This window comes from Nonomuraea antimicrobica (assembly GCF_039536965.1).
Taxonomy (GTDB): domain Bacteria; phylum Actinomycetota; class Actinomycetes; order Streptosporangiales; family Streptosporangiaceae; genus Nonomuraea; species Nonomuraea antimicrobica.
Window position 1 is genome coordinate 232,097 of record NZ_BAAAZP010000238.1, and the last position, 22,887, is coordinate 254,983.

Here is a 22,887-nt window from a genome sequence, read left to right on the forward strand (position 1 = left end):
CCCGGCCGGGCGGCGTTCGTGAGGGGCCGGGATCAGTAGCCGCTGTAGCCGGCGCCGGTCTTCATGCCGACGACGCCCGGCACCGAAGACACGGAGCCGTAGACGTCGATGGCGTAGCGCACGCCCGCGATGATGTTGTGCACGGGGTTGTAGATGTCCCGGTACTCACTGAGCGAGTAGGCGTCGAAGGTCGGGTCGATGGTCTGCATCAGCCCCTTGGAGGGGTGCCCGGCCTCGGCGTTGCTGTCCCACAGGTTGATCGCGTTCGGGTTGCCGCCCGACTCGTGCTGGATGATCATCCAGAGGTCGTTCGGGTTCATCTTGTCTGCCGGATAGCCCGCCTCCAGCAGGATGGCGGTGGCCTCCTCGATCCACTCCTTGACCTGCCCGGAGGGCGCGGGGCCGCCGCCCGCGGGGGGTGGGCCGCTCGAGCCGTACCCGCCGACGCTGATGACCGGGCTGCCGCCGGGCCCGCCGGCGGCGGTCTGCGCGGTGTAGCTCACCGTGGGCCGCCAGTCCAGCCGGTGCTCTCCTCCCGGCGTGAACTCCTGGTCTCCTGCCACCTTGATCTGCGCGAACGTGGTGTTCCGCTCGTTCATGGCCCTGACGAGCGCGTCCTTGGCGGCGCTGACGGCCTCCTTGGCCTCGCGGACCGGCGTACGGGCGTTGGCGATCTCCTGGTTCACCATGAGGCCGATCTCGCGGTCGAGCACCTCCTGCTCGGCGTCCGGATTGCTCTCCCGGTACGTGCTCACCCGCGTGAGCAGCCGGTCGCAGATGCCGTCCACCCTGCCCTGGGCCGACTCCAGGGCTCCGGCCGCGTCGTCGAGCGCCGTGGCGCAGGCGCGCAGCGCGTCGTGCAGGTCCTGCCCGGCCTTGCCGTAGCCGTCCATGTAGCGGACGAACGCGTCGGCCGAGTCGCCCTCCCAGGCCAGGTCCACGGTCGTGACGGCGCTGCCGAGCGTGCCGGTGTGCGCGCTCGTCAGGCCCGCCGCGTCGCGCCAGCGGGCGGCGATGCCGCGGATCGTCGCCGGGCTGCCGGTGACCTGGTCGGCCAGGTCCGCCAGGGCGTTGCCGTTGGGCAGGGCGCGGATGCCGTCGGGAGCGCTCATCTGGGGTCGTTCGCCCTCCGTACGGTCTCCTCGACCAGGGACAGGGCCCGTTCGACGCTGTCGAGCAGGCTCTTGGCCTTGCCGAACTCGCTGTCGCACGTGGTCTCCACGTCGAGGACGGCGTCCGCCAGCCCCGAGGAGCCCTCCAGCCGGCCGAAGATCGTGGAGTCGGGCCGCTGGGCGGGGTAGCTCTCCGCGAGGTCGCCGAACTTGCCCACGAGCGTCTTGGTCGACGTGCGGCAGTCGTCGAGGGCGTCGAAATGGATGTCGAATCCGGCCATGTAAGTCCTCGTCCGTGCTTGTCAGGTCCGGTCGGGTCTGCTGCGAGGGCTCGTCAGCCCTCGGGAGGCGGCCAGAACGCGGTCTGGGCCAGCCGTGAGCCGTACTTCCTGTCCACGACGAACCCGCGGCCGGGCGGCTGCGGCATGGCGCGGACGTTGCCGAACAGGAAGCCCTCGTCTCTGTTGCCGGACAGGATCACCGCAGGGGAGGCCATGTCCTTGATCCGCTGGATCACCGGCTCGAACATGGCCCGCCCCAGGCCGCCCATGGCCCGCGACAGCACCAGGTGCAGGCCGATGTCGCGGGCCTGCGGCAGCAGCTCGACCAGCGGCAGCAGCGGGTTGTTCGAGGTGGCGACCAGATCGTAGTCGTCGACCACGAAGTACAGGTCGGAGCCCTTCCACCAGTCGCGGGCGCGCAGTTGTTCGGGCGTGAGGTTGGCCGGCGGCAGCCGCTTGAGCAGCGCGTTGCGGGCGTCCTTGACCAGTTCGAGTGCGGCCGCGCCGGAGGCGGCGTAGCCGATGCGGTTGTCCCCGACGGCCGTGTCCAGCAGCGAGCGCCGGTAGTCGATCATGATCATCATGGCCTCGCTCGGCTCGTAGCGGGCCGCGATGCTCTCCGCGATGATCTTGAGCATGTTGGACTTGCCGCTCTCGGTGTCGCCCACGACGACGAAGTGCGGGTCGGCCTCGAAGTCGATGAACACGGGCGACAGGGTGGCCTCGTCCACGCCGATCGCGATCCGGCTCTTGCCGGTCTCCTCCGCCCCGGGCAGCGAGGCGGCGGGCAGTACGGAGGGCAGCAGCCGCACGGCCTTGGCGGGCGGGCCCTGCCAGGACTCCCGTACGGCCGACACCAGCGCCTGCACGCCGGTCGCGAGGTCCTCGGCGTCCTGCACGCCGTCGATGCGCGGCAGCGCGCCGAGGAAGTGCAGGCCGTCCCTGGTCAGGCCGCGTCCAGGCACGCCCTCCGGCACGGCCAGGGACTTCTTCCTGTTGACCTCCGACTCGTACGAGTCGCCGAGCTTGAGCTCGATCCTGGTGCCGAACAGGTCCCTGATGCCCGGCCGGAACTCCGACCACTTGTTCGTCGCCGCAACCACGTGGATGCCGTAGCCCAGACCGCGCGCGGCCAGGTCGGTGATGACCGGCTCCAGGGCCTCGAACTCCTGCTTGATCGTCAGCCAGCCGTCCACGACGAGGAAGATGTCGCCCCAGCCGTCGCCCTTGAGCGAGCCGTCGGCGATCCGCCGCCGGTAGGTGGCCATGGAGTCCACGCCGTGCTCGGTGAACAGCCGCTCGCGCTGCTGGAGCACCGTGGCGATCTCGGCCACCGTACGGCGTACGCGCTCGGCGTCCAGCCTGCTGGCCACGCCGCCGACGTGCGGCAGCCCCTCCAGCGTCGCCAGCGCGCCACCGCCGAAGTCGAGGCAGTAGAACTGCACCTCGCGCGGGGTGTGCGTGAGCGCCATGCTGCTGACCAGCGTGCGCAGGATCGTGCTCTTGCCGGTCTGCGGCCCGCCGGCCACGCTCATGTGCCCGGCCGCGCCCGACAGGTCCAGCCAGTACGGATCCCGCCGCTGCTCGAACGGCCGGTCGATGATGCCGATGACGGCCTGCAGCCGTCCGCGCCCCGGCCAGCCCGGCGTCGTCAGCCCCAGCTCGGGCGTGATCGACAGCGGCGGCAGGAGGTGCGCCAGCGTGGACGGCTCGCCCAGCGGCGGCAGCCAGATGCGGTGCGCGGGCGGCCCCTGACCCTCCAGACGGCCCACGACGACGTCCAGCAGGCTCTGCTGCGCCCTGTTGGTCTCCTCCTGCGCGACCGGCTCCACCGGCTCCTCGATGAGCGGCACGGGGACGAACTCGGGGCCGTACTCGACGACCTCTCTGATCGGCGCCGTGCCGTCGGACGTGACCACCTGCCGGGGGTCGGCCAGGAAGGGCCCCGACACGTACGCGGCCTTGAACCGGGTCATCCCGCTCGTGTCGAACTTGAGGTAACCGTTGCCCGGCGCGGACGGCAGCTCGTACGCGTCGGCCACGCCCAGCACCACACGGCTCTCCATGGCGGAGAACGTCCGCAGGCCGATCCGGTACGACAGGTGCGTGTCGAGCCCCCGCAGCCGGCCCTCCTCCAGCCGCTGGGAGGCCAGCAGCAGGTGCACGCCCAGCGACCGGCCCAGCCGCCCGATCATCACGAACAGGTCGATGAACTCCGGCTTGGCCGTCAGCAGCTCGCTGAACTCGTCGAGGATGACGAACAGCGTCGGCAGCGGGTGCAGGTCCACGCCCTGCTCGCGGGCGCGCTCGTAGTCGCGCAGGGAGGCGTAGTTGCCGCTGGCCCGCAGCAGCTCCTGGCGGCGTACCATCTCGCCGTGCAGGGCGTCGTGCATGCGGTCGACCAGCGGCAGCTCGTCCTCCAGGTTGGTGATGACCGCGGAGACGTGCGAGAGGCCGTCGAGGCCGAGGAAGGTGGCGCCGCCCTTGAAGTCGACGAGCACGAAGTTGAGTATCTCCGAGGAGTGCGTGACGGCCAGGCCAAGCACGAGCGTGCGCAGCAGCTCCGACTTGCCGGAGCCGGTGGCTCCGATGACCAGGCCGTGCGGGCCCATGCCGCCCTGGGCCGACTCCTTGATGTCCAGCTCGACGAGCCGCCCGTCGGAGCCCAGGCCGATCGGGACGCGCAGCCGGTTGCGGCCCGCGCGGGGCCGCCAGGTCTGGGCGGTGTCCAGCCTGGTGGGGTCGCCGACGCCGAGCAGGTCGGTGAGCGTGGTGTTGGTGGCCAGCACGTCCTGCGACTCGCCGCCCCTGGCCGTGGAGGCGCGCAGCGGCGCGAGCTGGCGGGCCAGCCCCTCGGCCCTGATGTAGTCGAGCGCGTCGGGGTCGCCGAGCCGGTTCGTGCTCTCCTTGCCCGCGTGGTCGATCTTGACCATGTGGAAGCCGCTGTCGTTGATGCGCAGGCGCAGCGTGCTGCGCTCCTCGACCACTCCCGCTGAGTCCGACAGGTCGATCACGGTGACGCCGTCGATGGCGTCCGCGCCGAGCTGCGAGTCGTGCGGCACGTGGCCGCCCTCCAGGATGAGCACGTGGTACGGCAGCGCGTCCGTCGAGGCGCCCGGCTTGAAGCGCCCCCGTTCCTTCAGCTCGGCGCCCACCAGCCGGTCGAGCTCGCCCAGGTTCTCGGCCATGAGCCTGACCTGGCCGGCGCCGTCGTTCTCGTCGGGGTGCAGGGCGTGGGGCAGCCACTTGATCCATTCCCAGTGGGTCATCCGCTCCTTGCCGGCGCAGACCATGATCCGCAGGTCGTCCGGCGAGTGGAACGTCACCATCTGCGCCACCATCGCCCGCACCAGGTCGCGGACCATGGCCGGGTCACCGTCCAGCTTGATCCGGGCGAACGAGTGCAGCGCCACCGCCACCGGGAGCTGGGAGACCGTCGAGTGCGTGCGGATGAAGCGGCGCAGCGCGCCGGCCGACAGCGCGTCCAGGTCCTCGACGGGCTTGGCGTCCGGCGGGATGAGCTGGATGGCCAGCTTCTGGATGCCGGTGCCCAGGCGTACGGTGCCGAAGTCCTCGTCGCGGGCGCGGCGCTCCCACAGGCGCGGGCCCATCGCGGTCCACCACAGCGTGTCGGGCGCGGGGCCGCTCCATTCGAGCGCCTCGCGCTGCTGGATCGCGGCCTTGCGGACCCGTTTGCGGATCTGGGCCAGGTAGCGGAAGTAGTCGCGGCGGTTGCCGTTCAGCCGGTTCTTGCGCTCGCCGGCTTGGCGGCCGAGCTGGCCGATCGTCATGCCGACCATGGAGAAGGCGAACAGGCCGCTGGAGACGTACATGATGGGGCTGGTGTTGGTGCCACCGGCGGTGAACATCAGGCCCATCGCCGCCGCGCCGGCGACCATCGGCAGCCAGGTGAGCACCGACATCATGCCCTGTGACTGCACTTCCGGGATCTCCGGAGGCGATTCGAGGAGGATCTCGCCGCGCGGAGGTTTCGGGCTGGGACGGCGCTCGGGGCGCCGTACGACGACGATGCTCACCCTTGGACAGGCCCCTTCTGGTGCTCGGAAGACCCTTCATACCAGATGTGCCATACGTCCGAGTTGAGGTATGAGTTAACTTCTCCTCGCTATGTTGGCCCTGTGACTTCGCTGGCCGAGATTCCGCCTTCGCCACAGGGCGCCCCGTACCAGATACCCGCGCCGCTCCCGCCGCTCTGCCATGTCACTGTGGTGGGGCCGCACAGGAAGGCCGACCTGGCGCTACCCGCCGACATCCCGCTGCCGCACGTGCTGCCCGGCCTGCTGCGGGCCATGGGGGAGCTGGGTGACGAGAACGCCGCCGCGCCCGGCTGGACGCTGCAGCGGCTCGGCGGGCCGCCGTTCGACCTGGGGCAGAGCCTGGGCCAGCTCGGCGTGCTCGACGGCGAGATCCTCTACCTGCGGCCGCGCGAGGTGGCCCTGCCGCCCGCCCGGTACGACGACGTGGCGGACGTGGTCGCCACCGGCATCCGCGAGGGCAAGGGCAAGTGGCAGGCCAGGCACACGCGCGCCATGGGCAGCGGGGCGGCCTGCGGGCTGCTCGTCGCCGGGGCCGCGGCGCTGGCGCTCGGCGGGTTGACGCCGCTCGTCACCGCGATCGTGGCGGGCGCGATCGCGCTGCTGCTCGTCGGGGTGGGCGTGGCCCTGTCCAGGGCGGTGGGCAACTCCGTGGCGGGCGCGGTGATCGGCTGCAGCGCGCTGCCGTACGCGTTCCTGGCCGGGCTGTCCGCCCCGGCCGGCGGGGGCGTGCTGGCGGCGGTGGCCTCGCCACAACTGCTCGGGGCGCTGGCCTGCACCGCGCTCGTGGCCACGCTCGGCGGCACGGCCATCGCCGACGGTGTGCCCGGCTTCCTCGGTACGGCCATCGCCGCCATGGTGGGCGCCGTGGGCGCGGCCGTGGTGATGGTGACAGGGACGTCCGGGGGAGGGGTCGCCGCCGTGGCCGTGGCCGTGGTCATGGCGCTCAGCCCGCTGATTCCCGTGCTGTCGTTCCGGCTGGCCAAGGTCCCGCTGCCGAACATGCCCACCAACGCCGACGAACTGCGCAACGACAACCAGCGACTCGACGCCGCCTCCGTGCTGCAACGCACCGGCGCGGCCCAGCTCTACGCGACCGGCATGATCGTCGGGATCTGCCTGGTCGGCCTCGGCACGCACATGCTGCTCGTGACGGAGGGCACGTGGATCGCCGTGACGATGTCCGTGGTGCTCTCGCTGACGCAGCTCATGCGGGCGCGGCTGTTCCAGGGCGTCGGGCAGCGGTTGTGGCTGATGCTCACCGGGTTCGCCGGGCTGGCCACGGTCGCCGTCGAGCTGGGGGGCGTGGTGGGCGGGCTGGCCGCGGTGGCCGTCCTGCTCGGGCTGCTGTGGACCGCGATGGTGGTCGTCGGCCTGGGCGTCTGGCTCCCCGACGGGCGGCTGTCGCCCTTCTGGGGGCGGGCCGCCGACATCGTGGACTGGCTGCTCATCGCGGCACTGGTGCCGCTGGCGCTCGGTGTGCTGGACGTCTACGCCTGGGTACGCGGGCTGGCCGGATAGAGCGGGCGGTCGGGCAGGGCCGCCGGATCAGTCGTCGGAGGCGGCGCGGCGGCGGATCTCGTCCAGATTCGCCATGCGCTCGTGCATGTCCCGGGTGAACGAGTCCTGCAGGTCCTCGAACTGCCGCTGCATCGCCTCCACGGAGATCCCCATCGACAGGGACTCGGGAATCAGCTCCGTGGCACGGCGTTCCTGGTCGTCCTGGGCGGCGCGGATCGCCTCGACGATCTCCTCGGTCAGCTCGTCGAGGTCCATGCGGCTGGCCCTGTTGCCCAGCTTGAGCACGTCGAGCCGGCCCCGGGCGTCAACCGTGGCCTTGACCGTGCCGCTGCGGCTCTCTCCCTGGCCCGTCACGGTGCCGAGCTCGTCGATGGCGCTGGTCAGCTCGCGGATGGAGCGCTCGCTCTCACGCAGGAGGCGGTCAAGGTCGTCGGGTTGGAAGGCCGAGGGATCCATGGCAGCACGTCATCGTTCCTGGGTTAACGAACGGGGAGCGACGGATGACCAGTCGCTGAAGTGATCACTAAAATTACACCACCTATCCGGATATCAGGACATACTTCCGCAATAATCGTCCAACTGTGGCCAATAGTCGGGAAATCCACATCACTTCGGGGTGCATCGCCAAAACTCGCGATGCAGTGAAAACGGAGATCAGGGAGGACCTGGTCGGTTACGTCCTGAACATGATTCCGGACACCAACATCGGTGGCGGGGGCTTCGGCAGGATCGGCAATCTGATCATCGCCAGTGACTACGGCAGAGCCCAGGGCAGGGGTGTGGGCTACCTCCACGACGTGCGGGGCGCGGCGGACAGTTGGGTCGAGGGCCTGACCAACTGCGAGCGCAACTGGGTGACCGCTGAGAACCTCAGCATGGTCCGGTATCGCGGATGAGCGACCGTCGCCTTCTGGCGGCCCTCCAGCCCGTGGGCCAGCGGGCCAGAGACCCGTATCTGTCGGCACTCAAGCCGCTCTCCGGTTACGGCCGCACGCCGAGCCTGGTCGGAAGCCGCGGCCCGCAGGTGATGACCCTCCTGCGTCGCCTGGGCGCCCTCTCCCCAGCACTGGTCGCCCTCACCCTGATCGCGGACGTCACGGGGGCCGACGAAGGGGAGATAGCGCGAGCCGCGACCGTGTGGGAGAGCATCGGCCAGCGACTGGACGACGGTGCCAAGGCCCATGTGGCCAACCTCCGGACCATCACCGACCTGTGGCAGGCCCTCGACAAGTACGAGTTCCTGCGCAAGACGGCGGTTCTGAGCCAGGACACCGGCGTGCTGCGCGCGGACCTGAACGGCCTGGGCCACGTCCTCGACGAGATCGCCGCCGCGTTCCGCGCCTTCTGGCTCAGCCAGTGGAGCGCGGCCGTGGCGACAATGGCGAACCTGCTCCGCATTTTCGTGCTGAAGTACGTCCCGTCGCTGCAGACCAGGCTCGTCGCGATGGCTCTGGAGAAGTTCCTCGGAGCGGTGGCGACCACGGCCTCCGTCGCGTTCGCAGGAGGGGTGGTCTATCTGCTCGTCATGGCCCACGACGTCATGAACTCGCTGCTCAAGAAGGCCCTGCAGTTCGGTTTCATCTTTCCGACGGGGAACGCCGCGATCGACTTCAACCGAGCCCACCTCGACCAGGATCGTTTCCCCACCTTCAGCGAGCCGCCCGCGCAGGGACGGGTGCCCGACGGCCTCGAGGACTTCGACTGGGTGGCACCGAACATGCAGTCCACCGCGCCGGGGGCGCAGGCCGGCACGCAGACCGGCACGTCGGGCACAGGGACCGGCACGTCGGGCACCGGGACCGCCACGCCGGATGCGCCGTCCACCCCGCAGGGAACGGGGACCACTACGCCTACTACGCAACCTCCCTCGCAGGTCACGGTCGGGCGGAACGGGACCCTGTCCGACATCGCCCAGCAGGTGTACGGCGACAGCGGCCGGTATCGGGACATCTACGAGGCCAACCGTGACCTCATCGGCGACGATCCCAACGCGATCGTCCCCGGGCAGCAGTTGAGGATTCCCGAACCCAACAACTGACCGGCCACCCTGCCGGCCAGGCGTGGATGCACTCGTGGGGGGCGTCGGCTCGGAGCTTCCCCGGAGTCACGATGTACTCCACAAAGATGTGACTTATGGGGCAAGATTGAACCTGTGACGGACTTTGGGGACTTTGGCAACATCGACATGGATCGGCTGCTGGAGTCGGTCGACCGGCAGATCGCCAAGTCCGAGGAACTGCAGAAGGGCATGGAACTCCTCGTCGGCCGTGGGGAGGACCCGGACGGTCTGGTCGTCGTCGAGTACGCCGGCGAGGGCCTGCGCACGCTGGACATCCGTTCGAAGGCCATGCGCCTGAGCGCCGCGGAGCTGTCCGAACGGATCAAGGCCACGGTGCAGGCCGCGATCGAGGACCTGCAGCGGCGTACACAGGAGTTCATGGTCGAGACGCTGGGCGTGGACAGCGCCCCGGCGCGCATGATGCAGAACCCGGAGGCGCTGCTGCGCCCGGTCAAACGGGCTGAGGCCAGCTACGACCGCGCCTTCGAGAGCGTCATGGCCGATCTCGACCGGATCCGTCGCGACCTGGACCTGTGATTGACCAGCGGGTTTGCTGCACGGTTGAGAAGTCGTTGCATCCTGGCCATCGGGACACCTGTTATTTCTGATGCCAAAGGTGCTTATATATGGACAAGCGATAAAAGTAGAGCATGTCACGGAGGTGACAAGTGTCCGAAATGTTTGGTGCGAGCCCGGCCCAGATCACGAAGGCGTCGGGGCATGTCGTCGACACCGCCCAGTACATCGAGGGTCTGCGGGTGAGCGTGGAGACCACCTCCAACGGTCTGCTCAACACCGGCTGGCTCGGTCCTGCGGCCAGCAAGTTCCGTCAGGCCATGCTGAACTGGGACACCCAGATGCGGGCGGTGCGTACGGACCTCGAGAGCATCGCCGACAGGATGGGCGTCAACGCGATCACCTACAGCGCCGCCGACGCCGATGTCCAGGCCGGTGTGGGCCGCGTTGAGAACCTCATCAACGTTGACGTCAAGTAAAGGGAGAACGTGATGTCCGCAGAGCTTGACTTCACGAAGGTCAACTTCGGCCAGATGCAGCTCGCCGCCGACGACTACCTCGCCATCCTCGCCTCCTTCGAGAGGGCCACGGACGAACTGCTGGTCAAGCTGGAGCAGGAGCTCGCCGACCACTGGGTGGGCCCGGGCGGCGCCAAGGAGTTCTTCCAGGAGCACGAGCGCAAGTGGGACGCGGCGGCGGCCAAGATGCGGTTCAACCTCGAGGAGCTCAGGCGCGCGGTGGAGATCGCCAACGAGAACTACCGCGCCGCGGAGGCCCGTAACAAGTCGATGTGGTACGACGGCTGAGCCGTCACCCTCGCCGCTGTTCCTGATCGGCCACCGTTCGCGGTGGCCGGACCACGTGAAGGGGGGAAGCATGGCGGAGCTCGATCCGCAGCCCTGGCCGGGAGTCGACGACACCGACGACGATCTCTACTACAACGTGGGCAAGATGCGCGCCGTCGCCGACGACCTCGAGATCGCCCTGGTCCCCACGCAGGGGCCGGGTGGCACCCGCGAGGGCGGCACGGGCGCGGTGGAGGCCCTAACCAGGTACTTCTCCCTCGACACGGAGCACATCGGGAAGTGGCCGGCCGCGTGGGCGTTCGCCCACAGTGTCGGCACCACGGCCGTCGAACCGGGGACGTACGGGCCGTTCTTCCTGGCGCGGGGGCAGCGGCTCGCGGCGCTCTACCGGGAGTACGTCGAGTGCTGCCAGGCCGTCATCCAGGTGATCAGGGACAGCGCCGACACCTACGAGCGGACGAACCCGGCGTCGGACGACTCCGGAAGGTGAGAGGCCGTGGCAGAGCGGACCGTTGACATCCGCGACAACGCTCACGCACCGAAGGCCGAGCCGGTCACCGAGTCGCGTGAGCAGATCATGGCGTGGCTCGACGCCACGTCCCCGATCGAGGTGCACGACCGTGGCATGACCTACGAGCGCGTCGCGAGCGCGGTCAGGTCGGTGGCGGAAGCCCTCCCCGACGTCGGCACGACACTCAGCGGGGCGTGGAGGTCGGCCAACTCCGCCCAGGCTCAGCGGGCCTTGCAGATGCTCAACGCCAGCGGCCTCCAACTGGCCGACGCGATGGACAAGATGTCCCGGGCGCTCACGCTCTACGGGCGCGACTACCTGCCCGAGGCCATCGAGGCCGTACGGTCCGCGCCCGGCGAAGGCTCGGAGGCGACGCCCGAGCCGTCGCCGGGTCCCGCGCCGACGGCGTCGGAGAGCCCGGAGCCCACCACGCCTCCGGTGCTCAGACCGCAGACCACCCACGGGTGGGGCGAGCCCACGGCCGGAGCGAGCCCTCAGGCGTCCGAGGTGGACGACGAGGCGGCCAGGCGGGCCCTGGAGAAGCTCAACCGGTACATCGTCGACCTGTACGACTTCACGATCCCGGACAGCGTCACCGTGAACCTGCCGGACGTCACCCCTGCCTCCGGCCCCGCGCCGGAGCGCGAGATGCCGCTGGGCACGCAGACGCCGTACCAGCAGGGTGGTGACGGGAGCGGCGGCTCCTCGGGTGGGACGGGCGCCGGTTCCAGCGGATCGGCCGGGTCCTCGGGGCAGGGCGGCTCCACCGGATCGGCCGGGTCCTCCGGCTCCGACGGTTCGTCGGGCTCGTCCGGTTCCGACGGCTCGTCCGGCCCGGACTCGGACGACCGGCCTGACCCGGAGGACTCCTCCGACACCCCTGGCGCCTCCGACCCGCCTGCCGACCAGCAAGCCCCGCCCGACCAGGACACTCCCTCCGAGCAGGGCGACGGCGCGGAGTCCACCACGCCACCCGTGATCGACAACAGCACCACCGACCCCGGGCAGACCACACAGACCGGGGCCGAGACCACGGACCCGCGCGCCACGGAGACGGCGGGCACCCAGCCGACCGTGATGCAGCAACCCACCACCCAGCCTCCCGTCACGACGCCGACGACCGGCTACCCCGCGTCTGCAGGCGGCACGCCCGCGGTGATCGGCGGAACCGGCGCGTACAGCCAGACGGGCACCCCAGGGGCCGCCGCAGCGGCAGCCGCCAGGGGCGGCATGGGAGGCATGGGACTGTTCCCGCCGATGGGCGGCGGGACGGCTGAGGAGGAGCAGGAATACCAGCGCACGGTGTACCTCGCGGGAAGCCGCGACGACTGGCCGTCGGGCGAGGGCGCCACGTCGCCGACGATCGGCGGCAGCTAAGGAGGTGGCATGGCACTCGAATTGGACCCGGACTGGCCCGGCCTCGCAGACGAGGACGAGACCGCCGACCGGTATGAGGACCGTCCGCGGATCCGGGAGATCGCCCAGGCGATGCACGGACTGCGCGACAAACTCACCACCTACTCGGGGGTCCCGGTGGACGAGTTCGTGACCGCCCCCGGCGATCCGGTCCCCGCACCCATACTCCCGTCGGGCGCCGGTTCGCTGCCCGACCTGCAGCGGCACGGCGCGCTCAGCCAGCGGGAGCTGGGCGAGTGGAACACCGCCATGGAGTACTCGTTCTCCATCACCTCCGCCTATTCGGCGTTGCTCGGCGACCCCGGGACCATGTCCGGCACGTACGCGATGCTGGCGGAAAGCGCCCAGAAGACCTTTGATGCACTGCTGGACATAGCCGACGCCTCACAGACCGCCGACGAGGCGGCGCAGGCAGGCATCCCCGGGTACGAGACCTGAGACGGACACCACCATGGCCGAGCCCGAGAAGCTGAGCACACCGGTCGTCAACACCGGCAAATCCCTGGACACGACGGTGCACGACCCCACGTGGTGGCAGAGCACGACCGTCGACCAGAACTACATCGACAGGATCAAGAGCTGGATCGACAACACCAACCCGGGTGCCGTACGCCTGGCCGGGCTCTACTACACGGCGGCCGAGCCGCTGCTCGTCGGCTTCGCCTCGGATCTGAAGACGAAGGCGGGCGAGCTGGCCGAGGCCCACAAGGGCCCGGCGGCGTACGAGATGCAGTTGCAGTTGCGCAGCCTGGCCGCCAGCGCACGCGAGCTGGCCACGAAGCTCGCCGACGTGGGCAGGTCGCTGACGGGGTACGCGGACACCCTGGTGTGGGCCCAGCAGAACGTCGTGGAGACGACGTATCGGGACTCCCGCTCCGACCGGGACATCGACTGGGCCGCCACACTGAATCCGTTCAACAGCGTCAACCGGGGCAACCAACGGGCGGTCGAGTACTTGAAGCAGGTCAACCAGCGCATCGTCGAGCAGTATCAGCAGCTTCCGACCGAGGTGCAGTACGCGTTGCCCGACCCGAACGACATCGACATGTCGGACTTCGGGGGCATCGGCGCGGGAGGCATCGGCGCGGGCAGCGGAGTGCCGGCTTCGTACACGGGGGGCGGGGCCGGCGCGGGCGGCTATGACGGCGGCTCGCTCAAGCCCGGCGAAGTGCCCGGCAGCACCCCGGGCGGCGCCGGCGGCGGCAGCCCTTCTTCGCCCGGCCAATACCCCGGTGCCATGGAGAACGGAGGGCCGGGCAGCGGCGGCACCAGCACCGGGCAGGGCGGCAGCGACGCGTTCGGCGGGTCCGATGCGTCCGGCCTCACCGACTCCACGCTCGGGGGTGACACGCCCGGAGGAGTCCCGTCGGGGTCTTCCACGGGTTCTCCGTCCGGCGACTACGGCTCGACGACCCTGGCGGGCTACGACCCCTCGACGGGCACGGCGCCCGGCGCCGCGAACGCCGCCAACTCCACCTCCACCGGAAACGGCACCGGCCCCGGGATGGGGGCCGGGACCGGGGTCTACGCCAGTGCCGCAGGGAGCGCGTCGGGAACGTCGTCGGCAGCGTCCGCCGCCTCTCGGACGGGAGCCGGCGGTATGGGGATCCCCGCGATGGGCGTGCCCATGAGCGCACAAGGCAAGGAGGAGGAGACCACGTCAGAGAGCACGTCTCACGTTTTCGCGGACGACGACGTGTGGGGTGGGCCGGAACCCGGCACCACCCCGTCCACGCTGACGTGAGTTCAGTCGCAGTGCTCGAACTCGGGGGCGTCGTACTTGGCCGAGCCGATCGAGCCGCCCCACTTGACGCAGGTCTTCTTGGCCGTGGCACGGACTGGGCCCGCGTAGTACTGGAAGCTGCCCGAGTCGGTGTTGCGGTCCTTGCCCTTGACCTCCAGGTACGCCGTCATCGCGACCTTGCCCGACGAGCTGTTACGCAGGGTCGTGACGCAGTTCTGGCCGGTGGAGGCCGAGTAGAGCAGGACGACCTTGCCCTGCGAGCCCAGGTCGGCCGAGTCGACCTGGGCGAAGCCCGAGCCGCAGACCTGCGTGGCCGAGTACGGGTTGCTCCCGCTGTTGCCGCCGCCGGTGTTGCCGCTGTTGCCGGTGTTGCCGTTGGACTGCGTCGTCGTGCCGCCCCCGCCGCAGTTGCGCGAGGTGACCTTCGCGTTCGGGTAGGCGTAGGTCGAGCCGTTGAACTTGGCGGGCACGATCGCGCCGGACGACGAGCGCTGCTCGTAGTGCAGGTGGGAGATGAGGTTGTACTTGGCCGACGACTTGCCCACGGTGCCGATCTTCTGACCCTGCCGCACGGTCGCGCCATTGGCGACGGAGCGGGCGTTCAGGTGGGCGTAGAGGGTGACGGTGCCGTCCGAGTGGCGAATCTTGACGACGTTGCCGAAGCCGTCCGCGGTCCGGTACTCCGACATGATCACTTTGCCGGCACCGGCCGCGACGACCGTTCTGCCCAGGTCGGCGTTGCCGTCGTTGGCGCTACCGTTGAAGTCGATCTCGTTGCCCGAGTGCTTGGAGCTGGCGCCGCTGTTGCCCACCCAGGTCTCGCCACATGGGAACGGGAGCTGCAGCTTGGTGGCGGCTGTTGTGGCCTCCGCCAGGCCAGGGGCGGTGAGAGGCAGTACGGCAAGGCCGCACGCGCCTGCGATGAGTGTCTTGATCCGCATGGGGAAAGGCTGCCATCCCGATCATTCGGGCGTCTAGATCATTACCCAATTGTTCACGCTATGAGTTGATTTTTGTCGATATCTTAGCCAGGTCGGGACATAACGCCATTTACGGACTGGAGGGCGCGCATGGGCGCTGGTGAGACGACCGGAGCGGCTGGCCTGCCGCAGGGCCTGGGCGCCGCGGGTGTGGGCACCGAGATCCAGTTCAAGGATGGCAAGATCAAAAACGCCGGCGACGACATGGGGGAGCAGGCGCCGGCGATGAACACGATGGCCCAGAACACCGGGGGCATCCGGGTGGAGTCCCCCGCTTTCGGCATCATCGGCATCGGCCTCAACTATGCGCACGACAAGGTCAAGGACGACGCGCACAACACACTCAAGCAAGCACGGGACTCGCTCGCCAGCTACCGGACCGCCATGCGGAAACTGGAGGCCAGCTACCAGAAGGCCGACCACGACAACGACGGCATCATCAACGCCGCTGATCCTGGCGCCGGCGGTCTTGGAGGCGGCGGCCTTGGCGACGGTGGTCTTGGCGCCGGCGGTCTTGGAGGCGATCTCGGAAGCGGCGTCACCCCTGCCGACTTCGGCTCCGTGCCGGATCCGGGTGACGTACCGGGCGCGGGGGACCTGCCCGGTGCGGGCGACGTGCCCTCCTCCGATCTGCCCGACTCCAAGCTCCCCGAGCAGCCGGACGTGCCGGACATGCCGGACCAGCCGGACGCCACCCTCCCCGAGCAGCCGGACATGCCGGACACCAACCTTCCCGACCCGAACATTCCCGACCCGAACGCCTCAGTGCCCTCGATCGAGGACCAGATCAACCAACAGGTCCCCGCCGTCGACCCGAACGCGCTCAACCCCAACCAGTCGGACCTGGCCTCCTTCGACCCGTCCAATCTGGGCAACATCCCCATCGGCCCCAGCGGCACCACTCCTCCTGGCGGCACCACCTCAGTCGGCCCCGGTATGGGCGGCGGAATGCCCACGGGCGGCGGCAGTTCCCCGGGCGTCCAGCCGGCCGCCGCGGCGAGCGGGCTGCGCGGCGGCATGAACGGCATGTCCGGCATGCCTTTCATGCCCATGTCCGGCGGCGGCACAGGCGCCGAGGAGAAGGAGCGGGAGAAGCCCGAGTACGTGCGCGGCGACGAGGACGACTGGATGGACGACATCGACATCGCGCCGCCAGTGATCGGCGAGTGAGAAAGGCGGGCTTGCCGCATGGTCTTCGACTACACCGGATACTCCAGCGACCGTTGGCAGTTCATCACCGCGGCCTCGGTCGCCGCCGCGTCCTCCGTCGTTCTCTACCACAACCCGATGGCCAGGAACATCGCGTTGATGCTCGGCACCATGGTCTCCAATCCAGGGGGAATGCAAGAGGCGGCCCGGGAATGGGCCGAGGTGGTGTCCGGTGCGGACGGCGTCGACTTCGTCAAGCAGACGATCCTGGACATCAAGAATGAACTTCTCGATCCCGAGAGTGGCTTTTGGAAAGCGACCAGTGCGGATTTCTACGGCCAGATGGTGGACGACCTCCTCGATGTGATGGACACCATGAAGACCTACTTCTCGTCCGTCAGCGACGGCATGGGTGGCATCTCCACGGTTTACCACTTCGCCGCGGAGCTGTCCGTGCTCGTGTCCGCAGTGATGATGGACTGTGCCATCTTCTTCATCGCCTCGCACGCCAATCCGATCGTCCGTGCGACGTCACCCAGCATCATCAACTCCGTCCTGGTCAAGCTCGGCCAGGTCGTCCGGGATATGATGACCAAGAAGGCGAAGTCCCTGAAGGGGCTCCTGCTCATCGTGGTGGGGATCAGCTTCTCGCTCGCGATGATGCGCCAGTTCATCGACAAGAACAGCCCCAAGCCGGACTTCGCGCCCACGGTTCTGGAGTACGTCCCGCCCACCGAGAAGGACGGACCCGGCGCCATCCAGGCCGAGAACGGCGGCATGCCGAGCATGCCCACCGGCTCCGGGGGCCTGGGCAGCTTCCTGGTCTGAGCGACACCACCGGACGCCGCCCACCGCACGGCGTCCGGTGGGTCGTGGCGTCCGGCGTGTGCTACTGCGCCATGACCTGCACCGGCGAGTGCGCGGCGGCGGAGTCGAGGGCCGGTCCCTCGGGCAGCAGGTGGACGAGGTTGGCCGGCATCGGCGCCACGTCCTCGGCCCCGTAGCCCAGCTTGTTGATCTGGTCGCCCGACTGCAGCGCATGGCGCCTGCCCTGGTCGGTGAGCAGGAAGTAGGTCTGTACGAAGCCCTTCTGCCCGTCGCCCGGCAGCAGCCCGACCAGGGCCGCCGAGCCCGCCGGCATCAGCACCTGGTCGAAGTGTTCCTGGTCGCCCCGTACGGCGGGCGCCGGGATGGCCATGGTCGCGCCGACCGTCACCGTCGCGCGGGCCGAGCCGTTCTGCGTGTCGGCGTACACCGAGCACAGCGGCGCCGAGGCCGAGGCGGCGACCGCCTTGGGCAGGCTCGTGGGCAGCCCGCCCACGGTGAGCGAGCGGCCGGAGGCGGCGGCGTTGGCGGTGGCGGCGTCGATCTCCAGCGACCTGGCTCCCTGGCCGCCGTAGGCCTTCTTGAGGTCGGGCTCCTCCAGCAGCAGCGTGGCCTGGGTGAGGTTGATCGTGGCGAGCCCGTCGCTCAGCAGCACGTACCAGCGGTCCGCGGCGCCGCCCACCCCCTTCACCGTGTAGACGCGGCCGACGGCGGCGCTGCCGCCGTCCGGGCCGCGCATCTTCCTGCCCAGGTCGGGGATGGCCGGGGCGGCGAAGTCGGGGCCGGTGGGGATGGCGTTCACCCACGTCGCCGGCACCCTGCGGGGGCGGGCGTTGAGCGCGCGCACGCCGGTGTCGCCGGTTTTCATGCGCTGGTCGTTCCAGATCACCCACTGCTGCCGGCCGTCGGTGACGACCAGCGCGCCGCCGCCGACCGGTGTCCCGCCGACCTGGTTGCCGCCGACGAGCGTGACGTACGGCACCGGCGTGCCCGTGCTGTCCGCCGCCTCCGTGACGCAGACCGACCAGGGGCTCTTGATCAGCTTCTCCCTGGCGGGCAGCGAGTCGGGCGCGCCGGCGATGCCCACCAGCGGCCCGCGGGCGTACTTGGCCAGTGAGGCCGCGGACACGCTCTTGACCTGGAAGTCCGTCGTGTCGAGCAGCAGCAGCGCGGAGACGTAGTTGGCGACCGGCAACAGGCGCCGCTGCTCCTGGCTGTAGACGTAGGTGGCGCCGGTCTCCTTCTCGACGAGGATTTGTCCGGGATCCTCCAGGTTCGTGGCCTGGCCGGGGCTGAGCAGCCCCCAGATCCCGAACCCCGCCATGATCAGCACTCCGACGAGTATCCCGCAGAACATCGCCACGTTGTGCCGCCGCGTCGGGCTTTCCGGCACATCGGGCTCGGCCTGCAGCAATGCCATTCCCAGGCGCTGCTGCATCAGCCGATGCGCCTGGTAGAGGTCCTTCCGGGTCTGCATCTCACTCCCCACGTGTCGCAGGCATCAGCATAGAGCGCCACGTGTCGGGAATTCCGGTCAAGACGGTTGATATCAGATGTCGTCCGGAAGGGCGGCCTGAATGGGCGTGATGCTGCCGGCCGTCACGAGGAAGCCGCGCCCCGCCGGGCCGCCCGTCGCGCCGCGCGGGAGCCGGATCGTGAACAGGTCGCCGTCGGTCTGCCCCTGCACGGCGAGCAGCAGGCCGGTACGCGCCTTACGCGCCTCCGCCACGAACCCCCGGTAGGCCACGGCCAGGTCGCCCGTCGTACCGGCGATCAGCAGCCCGTGGTCGCCGTCGCGGCCCGAGCGGAGCACCTCCTCCAGCGCGCTCCCCAGCGGGCCGTCCGGGTTGACCAACTCGGCGTCGTCCACCAGCACGACGTAGTCGCTCAGGTCGGCCACCAGCTCCGGCAGGTTCGCGGCCTCGCCGTCCAGTACGGCCACCGCGCCGTCCAGATCGCGCAGCGGGCTGCGCCTGGGCGCGACGGCGACGACCGGCGTGCCGCGCGCGATGAGCGACCGGGCGGCCGTCATCAGCACCGACGAGCGGCCGGAGCGGGACGGCCCCGCGATCACCGCGCCCGGCCCCTGCGCCAGCAGGTCGAGGCCGAGCGGGGCCAGCGCGTCGCCGCCCGCGCCGACCAGCGCCCACAGCGGTGACGGCGGGTTGAAGCCGGGGTCGAGGTCCAGCGCCTGGGCGGCCGTGATGCGCATGGGGAGCGCGTCCACGCGCAGCGGCGGTGCGCCCGTCCAGCGCCACGCGCCCCTGCCCGCCGGCCCCGTGGCGTGCGCGGGTCCCGGCCTCGAACCCGGCACCGGGGAGACGTCGGGCCCGCCGGGGCCAGAGGCGGAGCGGGCCAGCGCCTGGAGCGCCGCCACCTGCGCGGGCCCGGCCGGGTCGTCGGCCAGCAGGGCGATGTGGTGCTCCACGATGCCGTGCTCACCCATCGACAGGGCCCGGCCGGGCGGCGTCACGGAGGGCAGGCCCTTGAGCGGGAAGCCGGCCAGCCCGTAGTCGGAGGAGTCGGACAGCCGCAGCAGCAGCCGGTCGTCGAAGACCGTCGAGACCTGGCCGAGCAGGCCGGAGCGGTCACTGGTGACCACCGCCCTGAGCCCGACGGCCGGGCCCTCACGCAGGAGCTGGAGCAGCGCCTCGATCAGGCGGCCGTAGTCGTAGCCCTCGAAGGCCGCGACGAAGCCCTCCCAGCGGTCGAGCATGAACACCAGCCAGGGCAGCCGGTGCCCGGCCTGCCGGTACTCGGCCAGCGAGGCGTGCCCGGCCTCGGCCAGCAACTGCTGGCGGCGTCCGACCTCGGCCCGCAGCCGCGTCAGCAGCCGTTCCATCCGGTCGAGCTGGTCGCGGGTCACCACGGCGCCGCAGTGCGGCATGGCCACCAGCGGCAGCAGCGCGCCCGACCCGCAGTCGACGGCGTGCACGTGCACGTCCTCGGGGGAGGTCCGGGCCGCGATGGCGCCCGCGATCGTCCGCAGCGCGGTCGACCTGCCGCTGCGCGCCGCCCCCGCGATGAGCAGGTGGCCGCCGTGTGCCACGTCGAGCGCGAGTGGATGCCGGTCCTGCGCCCACGGCCGGTCCGTGATCCCGAACGACAGCGGCGCCACCTCGCTCCCCTCGCCGGGCCTGCGGTGGGGCGGGTCGAGAACGAGGTGCGTGGGCAGCGGGTCGAGCCACGGGCTCGGCTGGGCGGGGACCCCGGCCAGCCGGGCCGCCTCGATGAGCGCGTCGGCGACCAGGGACAGGTCCGTGGTGGTGGACTCTTCCTCGGCCGGCTGCGGGGGCGGCGGCAGCGCCTTGCCCAGGGCCCGCCACTCCACGTCGAGCACCCGTACGCGCGTGGCCCCCGCGTCGGCGGGACCGGCGGCCGGGGTACGGCCCCCGACCCTGGCCGTCTGCACGGCCACCGCCGCGCCCACCCCCGAACGCACATAACACCGTCCTGGCGTGGACTTGGAGATGTGCGCCGCGTCCGGCAGGTCGATGACGTCGGCCGACTCGGCGGGCTCGGTCACCCGCAGCGCGATCCGCAACGACGTGTTGGCCTGGATGTCGGCCGTCACCACACCGGCCGGCCGCTGCGTGGCCAGGATCAGGTGGATGCCCAGCGACCGTCCTCTGCGGGCGATGTCCACCAGCCCCGTCACGAAGTCGGGCAGCTCGGCCACCAGCGCGGCGAACTCGTCGATGATCAGGACCAGGCGCGGCAGCCCGGGGCCCGTGTAGTCGTCGATGTCCTTGGCCCCGGCGGACAGCAGCAGCCGTTCGCGCCGCCGGATCTCGGCCGCCAGGGAGTCGAGGGCCCGCTGGGTCAGGTGTCCGTCCAGGTCGCTGACCATGCCGACGGTGTGCGGCAGGCGTACGCACTCCTTGAACGCGGCCCCGCCCTTGTAGTCGATCAGCACGAACGTGAGCTGGTCGGGACGGTTGGCCACGGCCAGCGAGCAGATCAGCGTCTGCAGCAGCTCCGACTTGCCCGCGCCCGTCGTGCCGGCGATCAGCCCGTGCGGGCCGTCGAGCCTGAGGTCCACCGAGAACGGCCCGTCGGGGCCGGCGCCGATCAGCGCCTCGGTGCTGCCCCGCTCGTCCCAACGGGCGGCCAGCTCGTGGCCGGAGGGGGCGGGCAGGCCCATCAGGTCGAGCAGGCGGGCCGCGTCGGGCAGGTTGCCGCCGGGGTCGTCCCTGCTCACGTCGCGGATCGGGGCCAGCGCCCTGGCCAGCCGCTCGCACCAGGTGACCGAGACCAGGTCGCCCAGAACGGGGCCGATGACGTCGAGGCCGCCGCCGCGCAGGCGTACGAGGCCGTCGTCGCCGCACGCGGCCACGGTCTGGCACTCCTCGGGCAGCAGGCGCTGGTCGTCGTCGAGGGCCAGCGTGAACACCCCGGAACGCGGGCCCTGGCGCAGCACCTGCGGCATGTTCGGCAGGCCGCGCAGCACCTGGGCGCCGTCGAGGATCACCAGCACGTCGTAGGGGCGTACGTCGTAGGAGGAGAACGTGGGCTTCTCGGGGCCGCCGAGATCGTCCCAGCCGGTCGGGATCTTGCCCAGCTCGGGGATGGCGGTGTTCTGGCGTTCGTCGATGAGCGCGGCCAGCTCGGCGACCCGGCGGGCGGCCGACTCGGGGTCGGTGCCCACGAGGGCGACGCACTCCTCGCCGGCCCGGGGCGCGCAGTGCGGCAGCCAGCGCAGCCAGCCCCAGCGCCGTTCGGCGTCGGGGTGCGCGGAGACCACCACGATGGCCAGGTCGCGCGGGCTGTGCAGGGTCGCGGCCTGCGCGATGAGCCAGCTCGCCAGGCTGGTCGCGGCCGTACGCGGGCCGGTCACACCGGCCACCCCCAGCCGCCGCATGGGCAGCGCCACCGGCACGGAACGGCAGATCGGCGGGTCGATCCGGCCGCCCTGCTCCTCCGACAGCTCCAGGTCGGCGGGCAGGTCGGCGAGCCCGACGCGCAGCCTGAGCGAGTCGTTGTCGTGGATCCTGCGCTCCCAGAGCCGCCTGCGCGGCCCCGTGGCCGTCAGCAGCACCTGCGCCGGGTCGGGCGCGTCGGACCTGCGGGCCGCCTCGTCGGCCACGCGGGCCCGCTCCACCGCCTCGTCGTACGCCCTGACCTGCTCCTCGTGCTCCTTGACGGCCTTCTTGTGCTGCTTCTTGCCGTGGCGGCGGTCGCTCCACCACTGGCCGATCATGATGACCGGCGTCATGAGGGCGACGAGCAGGTAGTACCACTGCTGGAGCGCGATCGCCAGGGTCAGGCCGAGCACGGCCGGCAGGAACGCGGCCAGCAGTTGCAGCCGCAGCCCCTCGCTCCGCGTGGGCTCCTTGGGCCGGACGAACGTGCGCTGGGGCTCGGGCCTGCGCAGCCTGGGCGGGCGGTTGTAGGCCACCCCGCCCTCGGGGCGCGGCGCCAGGTGGGCGTCCTGCGGCTCGATCGAGGTCAGCACGAACACCGAGGAGCCGCAGGTCAGCACGGCCTGATCGGGCCAGTCCACCGGCTCGGCGACCGGGCGGCCGTCGAGCTCAGGAGGGATCTCGCCGTAGCCGGCGGCGATCTCGGCCGCCTCGCGCTCGGCCGTACGCGCCGTCATCTCGGCCACCTCCTCGGCCCAGCGGCCCTTGAGCTTGGGCCTGGGCGCCTGGTCGCGCGGCTGCCAGGCCCGCTCCACGGTGATGGCCTCGGGCGTCACGCGTACGGTCACCGCCTCGGGCGCGAGCGCCGGGTCGTCGACCGCCATCGCGCACATCGGGTCGGAGCCGATGACGTGCACGCCCAGCCCCAGCCGGTGCACGGCCCCGGCGGCGGGCCCGCCCACCACGCGTACCTCGGCGACCCCGCCGGGCTCGGTGACGACGGTGGCCCCGGCCAGGTGGGGGTCGAGCGTGACCTTGTCGCCGTCGCGC

19 protein-coding genes are annotated in these 22,887 nt (G+C 70.8%); 12 read left to right on the top strand and 7 right to left on the bottom strand.

Annotated elements, in window-relative coordinates:
* Positions 1 to 32: 32 nt before the first annotated feature.
* From ABD844_RS51045 to eccCa, 3 genes are read right to left on the bottom strand one after another with little or no spacing between them, the layout of a single operon-like run.
* On the bottom strand, positions 33 to 1,112 hold the full coding sequence (locus ABD844_RS51045; RefSeq protein WP_344896854.1) for a transglycosylase SLT domain-containing protein: 1,080 nt from the start codon (positions 1,110 to 1,112) through the stop codon (positions 33 to 35).
* On the bottom strand, positions 1,109 to 1,393 hold the full coding sequence (locus tag ABD844_RS51050) for a hypothetical protein (RefSeq protein ID WP_344896857.1): 285 nt from the start codon (positions 1,391 to 1,393) through the stop codon (positions 1,109 to 1,111). Before ABD844_RS51050 ends, ABD844_RS51045 begins: the two co-directional genes overlap by 4 nt.
* A gap of 53 nt (positions 1,394 to 1,446) precedes the next feature.
* Positions 1,447 to 5,430: a type VII secretion protein EccCa gene (eccCa, locus tag ABD844_RS51055; protein ID WP_344896860.1), complete on the bottom strand. Its 3,984-nt coding sequence runs from the start codon at positions 5,428 to 5,430 to the stop codon at positions 1,447 to 1,449.
* Positions 5,431 to 5,475: 45 nt separating this feature from the next.
* On the opposite strand from eccCa, the gene eccD reads away from it, so the two are divergent.
* A complete protein-coding gene (eccD, locus tag ABD844_RS51060) occupies positions 5,476 to 6,969 on the top strand; it encodes a type VII secretion integral membrane protein EccD (protein WP_344896863.1) in 1,494 nt (497 codons plus the stop codon).
* A 27-nt stretch (positions 6,970 to 6,996) separates the two neighbouring features.
* On the opposite strand, the gene ABD844_RS51065 is transcribed toward eccD, so the two are convergent.
* Positions 6,997 to 7,425: a YbaB/EbfC family nucleoid-associated protein gene (locus ABD844_RS51065; RefSeq protein ID WP_344896866.1), complete on the bottom strand. Its 429-nt coding sequence runs from the start codon at positions 7,423 to 7,425 to the stop codon at positions 6,997 to 6,999.
* A 185-nt stretch (positions 7,426 to 7,610) separates the two neighbouring features.
* Here ABD844_RS51065 and ABD844_RS51070 point away from each other — a divergent pair, with 185 nt between their 5' ends.
* The 9 genes from ABD844_RS51070 (at position 7,611) to ABD844_RS51110 (ending at position 14,021) form a co-directional block, all read left to right on the top strand.
* The gene (locus ABD844_RS51070) at positions 7,611 to 7,865 is read left to right on the top strand and encodes a hypothetical protein (RefSeq protein ID WP_344896869.1); all 255 of its coding nucleotides are present in this window, start codon (positions 7,611 to 7,613) and stop codon (positions 7,863 to 7,865) included.
* A complete protein-coding gene (locus ABD844_RS51075) occupies positions 7,862 to 9,007 on the top strand; it encodes a LysM peptidoglycan-binding domain-containing protein (RefSeq protein ID WP_344896873.1) in 1,146 nt (381 codons plus the stop codon). The genes ABD844_RS51070 and ABD844_RS51075 overlap by 4 nt, the downstream gene beginning before the upstream one ends.
* A gap of 114 nt (positions 9,008 to 9,121) precedes the next feature.
* The gene (locus tag ABD844_RS51080; RefSeq protein WP_344896877.1) at positions 9,122 to 9,565 is read left to right on the top strand and encodes a YbaB/EbfC family nucleoid-associated protein; all 444 of its coding nucleotides are present in this window, start codon (positions 9,122 to 9,124) and stop codon (positions 9,563 to 9,565) included.
* A gap of 140 nt (positions 9,566 to 9,705) precedes the next feature.
* Positions 9,706 to 10,023: a WXG100 family type VII secretion target gene (locus ABD844_RS51085; RefSeq protein WP_344896933.1), complete on the top strand. Its 318-nt coding sequence runs from the start codon at positions 9,706 to 9,708 to the stop codon at positions 10,021 to 10,023.
* A gap of 12 nt (positions 10,024 to 10,035) precedes the next feature.
* A complete protein-coding gene (locus ABD844_RS51090; RefSeq protein WP_344896880.1) occupies positions 10,036 to 10,350 on the top strand; it encodes a WXG100 family type VII secretion target in 315 nt (104 codons plus the stop codon).
* 70 nt (positions 10,351 to 10,420) lie between these two features.
* The gene (locus ABD844_RS51095) at positions 10,421 to 10,840 is read left to right on the top strand and encodes a hypothetical protein (RefSeq protein ID WP_344896883.1); all 420 of its coding nucleotides are present in this window, start codon (positions 10,421 to 10,423) and stop codon (positions 10,838 to 10,840) included.
* A 6-nt stretch (positions 10,841 to 10,846) separates the two neighbouring features.
* Positions 10,847 to 12,238 (top strand): MSCRAMM family adhesin, encoded by a 1,392-nt coding sequence (locus tag ABD844_RS51100; protein WP_344896886.1) that lies wholly within the window; start codon positions 10,847 to 10,849, stop codon positions 12,236 to 12,238.
* A gap of 9 nt (positions 12,239 to 12,247) precedes the next feature.
* Positions 12,248 to 12,715 (top strand): hypothetical protein, encoded by a 468-nt coding sequence (locus ABD844_RS51105; RefSeq protein WP_344896889.1) that lies wholly within the window; start codon positions 12,248 to 12,250, stop codon positions 12,713 to 12,715.
* 13 nt (positions 12,716 to 12,728) lie between these two features.
* Positions 12,729 to 14,021: a hypothetical protein gene (locus tag ABD844_RS51110; protein ID WP_344896892.1), complete on the top strand. Its 1,293-nt coding sequence runs from the start codon at positions 12,729 to 12,731 to the stop codon at positions 14,019 to 14,021.
* A 2-nt stretch (positions 14,022 to 14,023) separates the two neighbouring features.
* Here the strand turns inward: ABD844_RS51110 and ABD844_RS51115 are convergent, their stop codons facing one another.
* The gene (locus tag ABD844_RS51115) at positions 14,024 to 14,962 is read right to left on the bottom strand and encodes a M23 family metallopeptidase (protein ID WP_344896896.1); all 939 of its coding nucleotides are present in this window, start codon (positions 14,960 to 14,962) and stop codon (positions 14,024 to 14,026) included.
* A 189-nt stretch (positions 14,963 to 15,151) separates the two neighbouring features.
* Between ABD844_RS51115 and ABD844_RS51120 the strand changes: the two genes are divergently transcribed.
* The gene (locus ABD844_RS51120; RefSeq protein ID WP_344896900.1) at positions 15,152 to 16,171 is read left to right on the top strand and encodes a hypothetical protein; all 1,020 of its coding nucleotides are present in this window, start codon (positions 15,152 to 15,154) and stop codon (positions 16,169 to 16,171) included.
* An 18-nt stretch (positions 16,172 to 16,189) separates the two neighbouring features.
* Positions 16,190 to 16,978 (top strand): hypothetical protein, encoded by a 789-nt coding sequence (locus ABD844_RS51125; protein WP_344896903.1) that lies wholly within the window; start codon positions 16,190 to 16,192, stop codon positions 16,976 to 16,978.
* 61 nt (positions 16,979 to 17,039) lie between these two features.
* Here the strand turns inward: ABD844_RS51125 and eccB are convergent, their stop codons facing one another.
* Together eccB and ABD844_RS51135 are read right to left on the bottom strand one after the other, a co-directional pair.
* Entirely contained in the window at positions 17,040 to 18,452 is a 1,413-nt protein-coding gene (gene eccB, locus ABD844_RS51130) for a type VII secretion protein EccB (protein WP_344896906.1), read from the bottom strand.
* Between the two features lie 72 nt (positions 18,453 to 18,524).
* The coding region (locus ABD844_RS51135) for an FtsK/SpoIIIE domain-containing protein (RefSeq protein WP_344896909.1) at positions 18,525 to 22,887 on the bottom strand (4,363 nt) is incomplete at its 5' end.

What these genes read in the sequence shown, in the direction of transcription:
- ABD844_RS51090 (WP_344896880.1), top strand. Translation starts at nt 10,036, where the DNA reads ATGTCCGCAGAGCTTGACTTCACGAAGGTCAACTTCGGCCAGATGCAG.
- ABD844_RS51105 (WP_344896889.1), top strand. Translation starts at nt 12,248, where the DNA reads ATGGCACTCGAATTGGACCCGGACTGGCCCGGCCTCGCAGACGAGGAC.
- ABD844_RS51095 (WP_344896883.1), top strand. Translation starts at nt 10,421, where the DNA reads ATGGCGGAGCTCGATCCGCAGCCCTGGCCGGGAGTCGACGACACCGAC.
- ABD844_RS51045 (WP_344896854.1), bottom strand. Translation starts at nt 1,112, where the DNA reads ATGAGCGCTCCCGACGGCATCCGCGCCCTGCCCAACGGCAACGCCCTG.
- ABD844_RS51065 (WP_344896866.1), bottom strand. Translation starts at nt 7,425, where the DNA reads ATGGATCCCTCGGCCTTCCAACCCGACGACCTTGACCGCCTCCTGCGT.
- ABD844_RS51075 (WP_344896873.1), top strand. Translation starts at nt 7,862, where the DNA reads ATGAGCGACCGTCGCCTTCTGGCGGCCCTCCAGCCCGTGGGCCAGCGG.
- ABD844_RS51110 (WP_344896892.1), top strand. Translation starts at nt 12,729, where the DNA reads ATGGCCGAGCCCGAGAAGCTGAGCACACCGGTCGTCAACACCGGCAAA.
- ABD844_RS51050 (WP_344896857.1), bottom strand. Translation starts at nt 1,393, where the DNA reads ATGGCCGGATTCGACATCCATTTCGACGCCCTCGACGACTGCCGCACG.
- eccD (WP_344896863.1), top strand. Translation starts at nt 5,476, where the DNA reads ATGTGCCATACGTCCGAGTTGAGGTATGAGTTAACTTCTCCTCGCTAT.
- ABD844_RS51115 (WP_344896896.1), bottom strand. Translation starts at nt 14,962, where the DNA reads ATGCGGATCAAGACACTCATCGCAGGCGCGTGCGGCCTTGCCGTACTG.
- ABD844_RS51125 (WP_344896903.1), top strand. Translation starts at nt 16,190, where the DNA reads ATGGTCTTCGACTACACCGGATACTCCAGCGACCGTTGGCAGTTCATC.
- eccB (WP_344896906.1), bottom strand. Translation starts at nt 18,452, where the DNA reads ATGCAGACCCGGAAGGACCTCTACCAGGCGCATCGGCTGATGCAGCAG.
- ABD844_RS51085 (WP_344896933.1), top strand. Translation starts at nt 9,706, where the DNA reads ATGTTTGGTGCGAGCCCGGCCCAGATCACGAAGGCGTCGGGGCATGTC.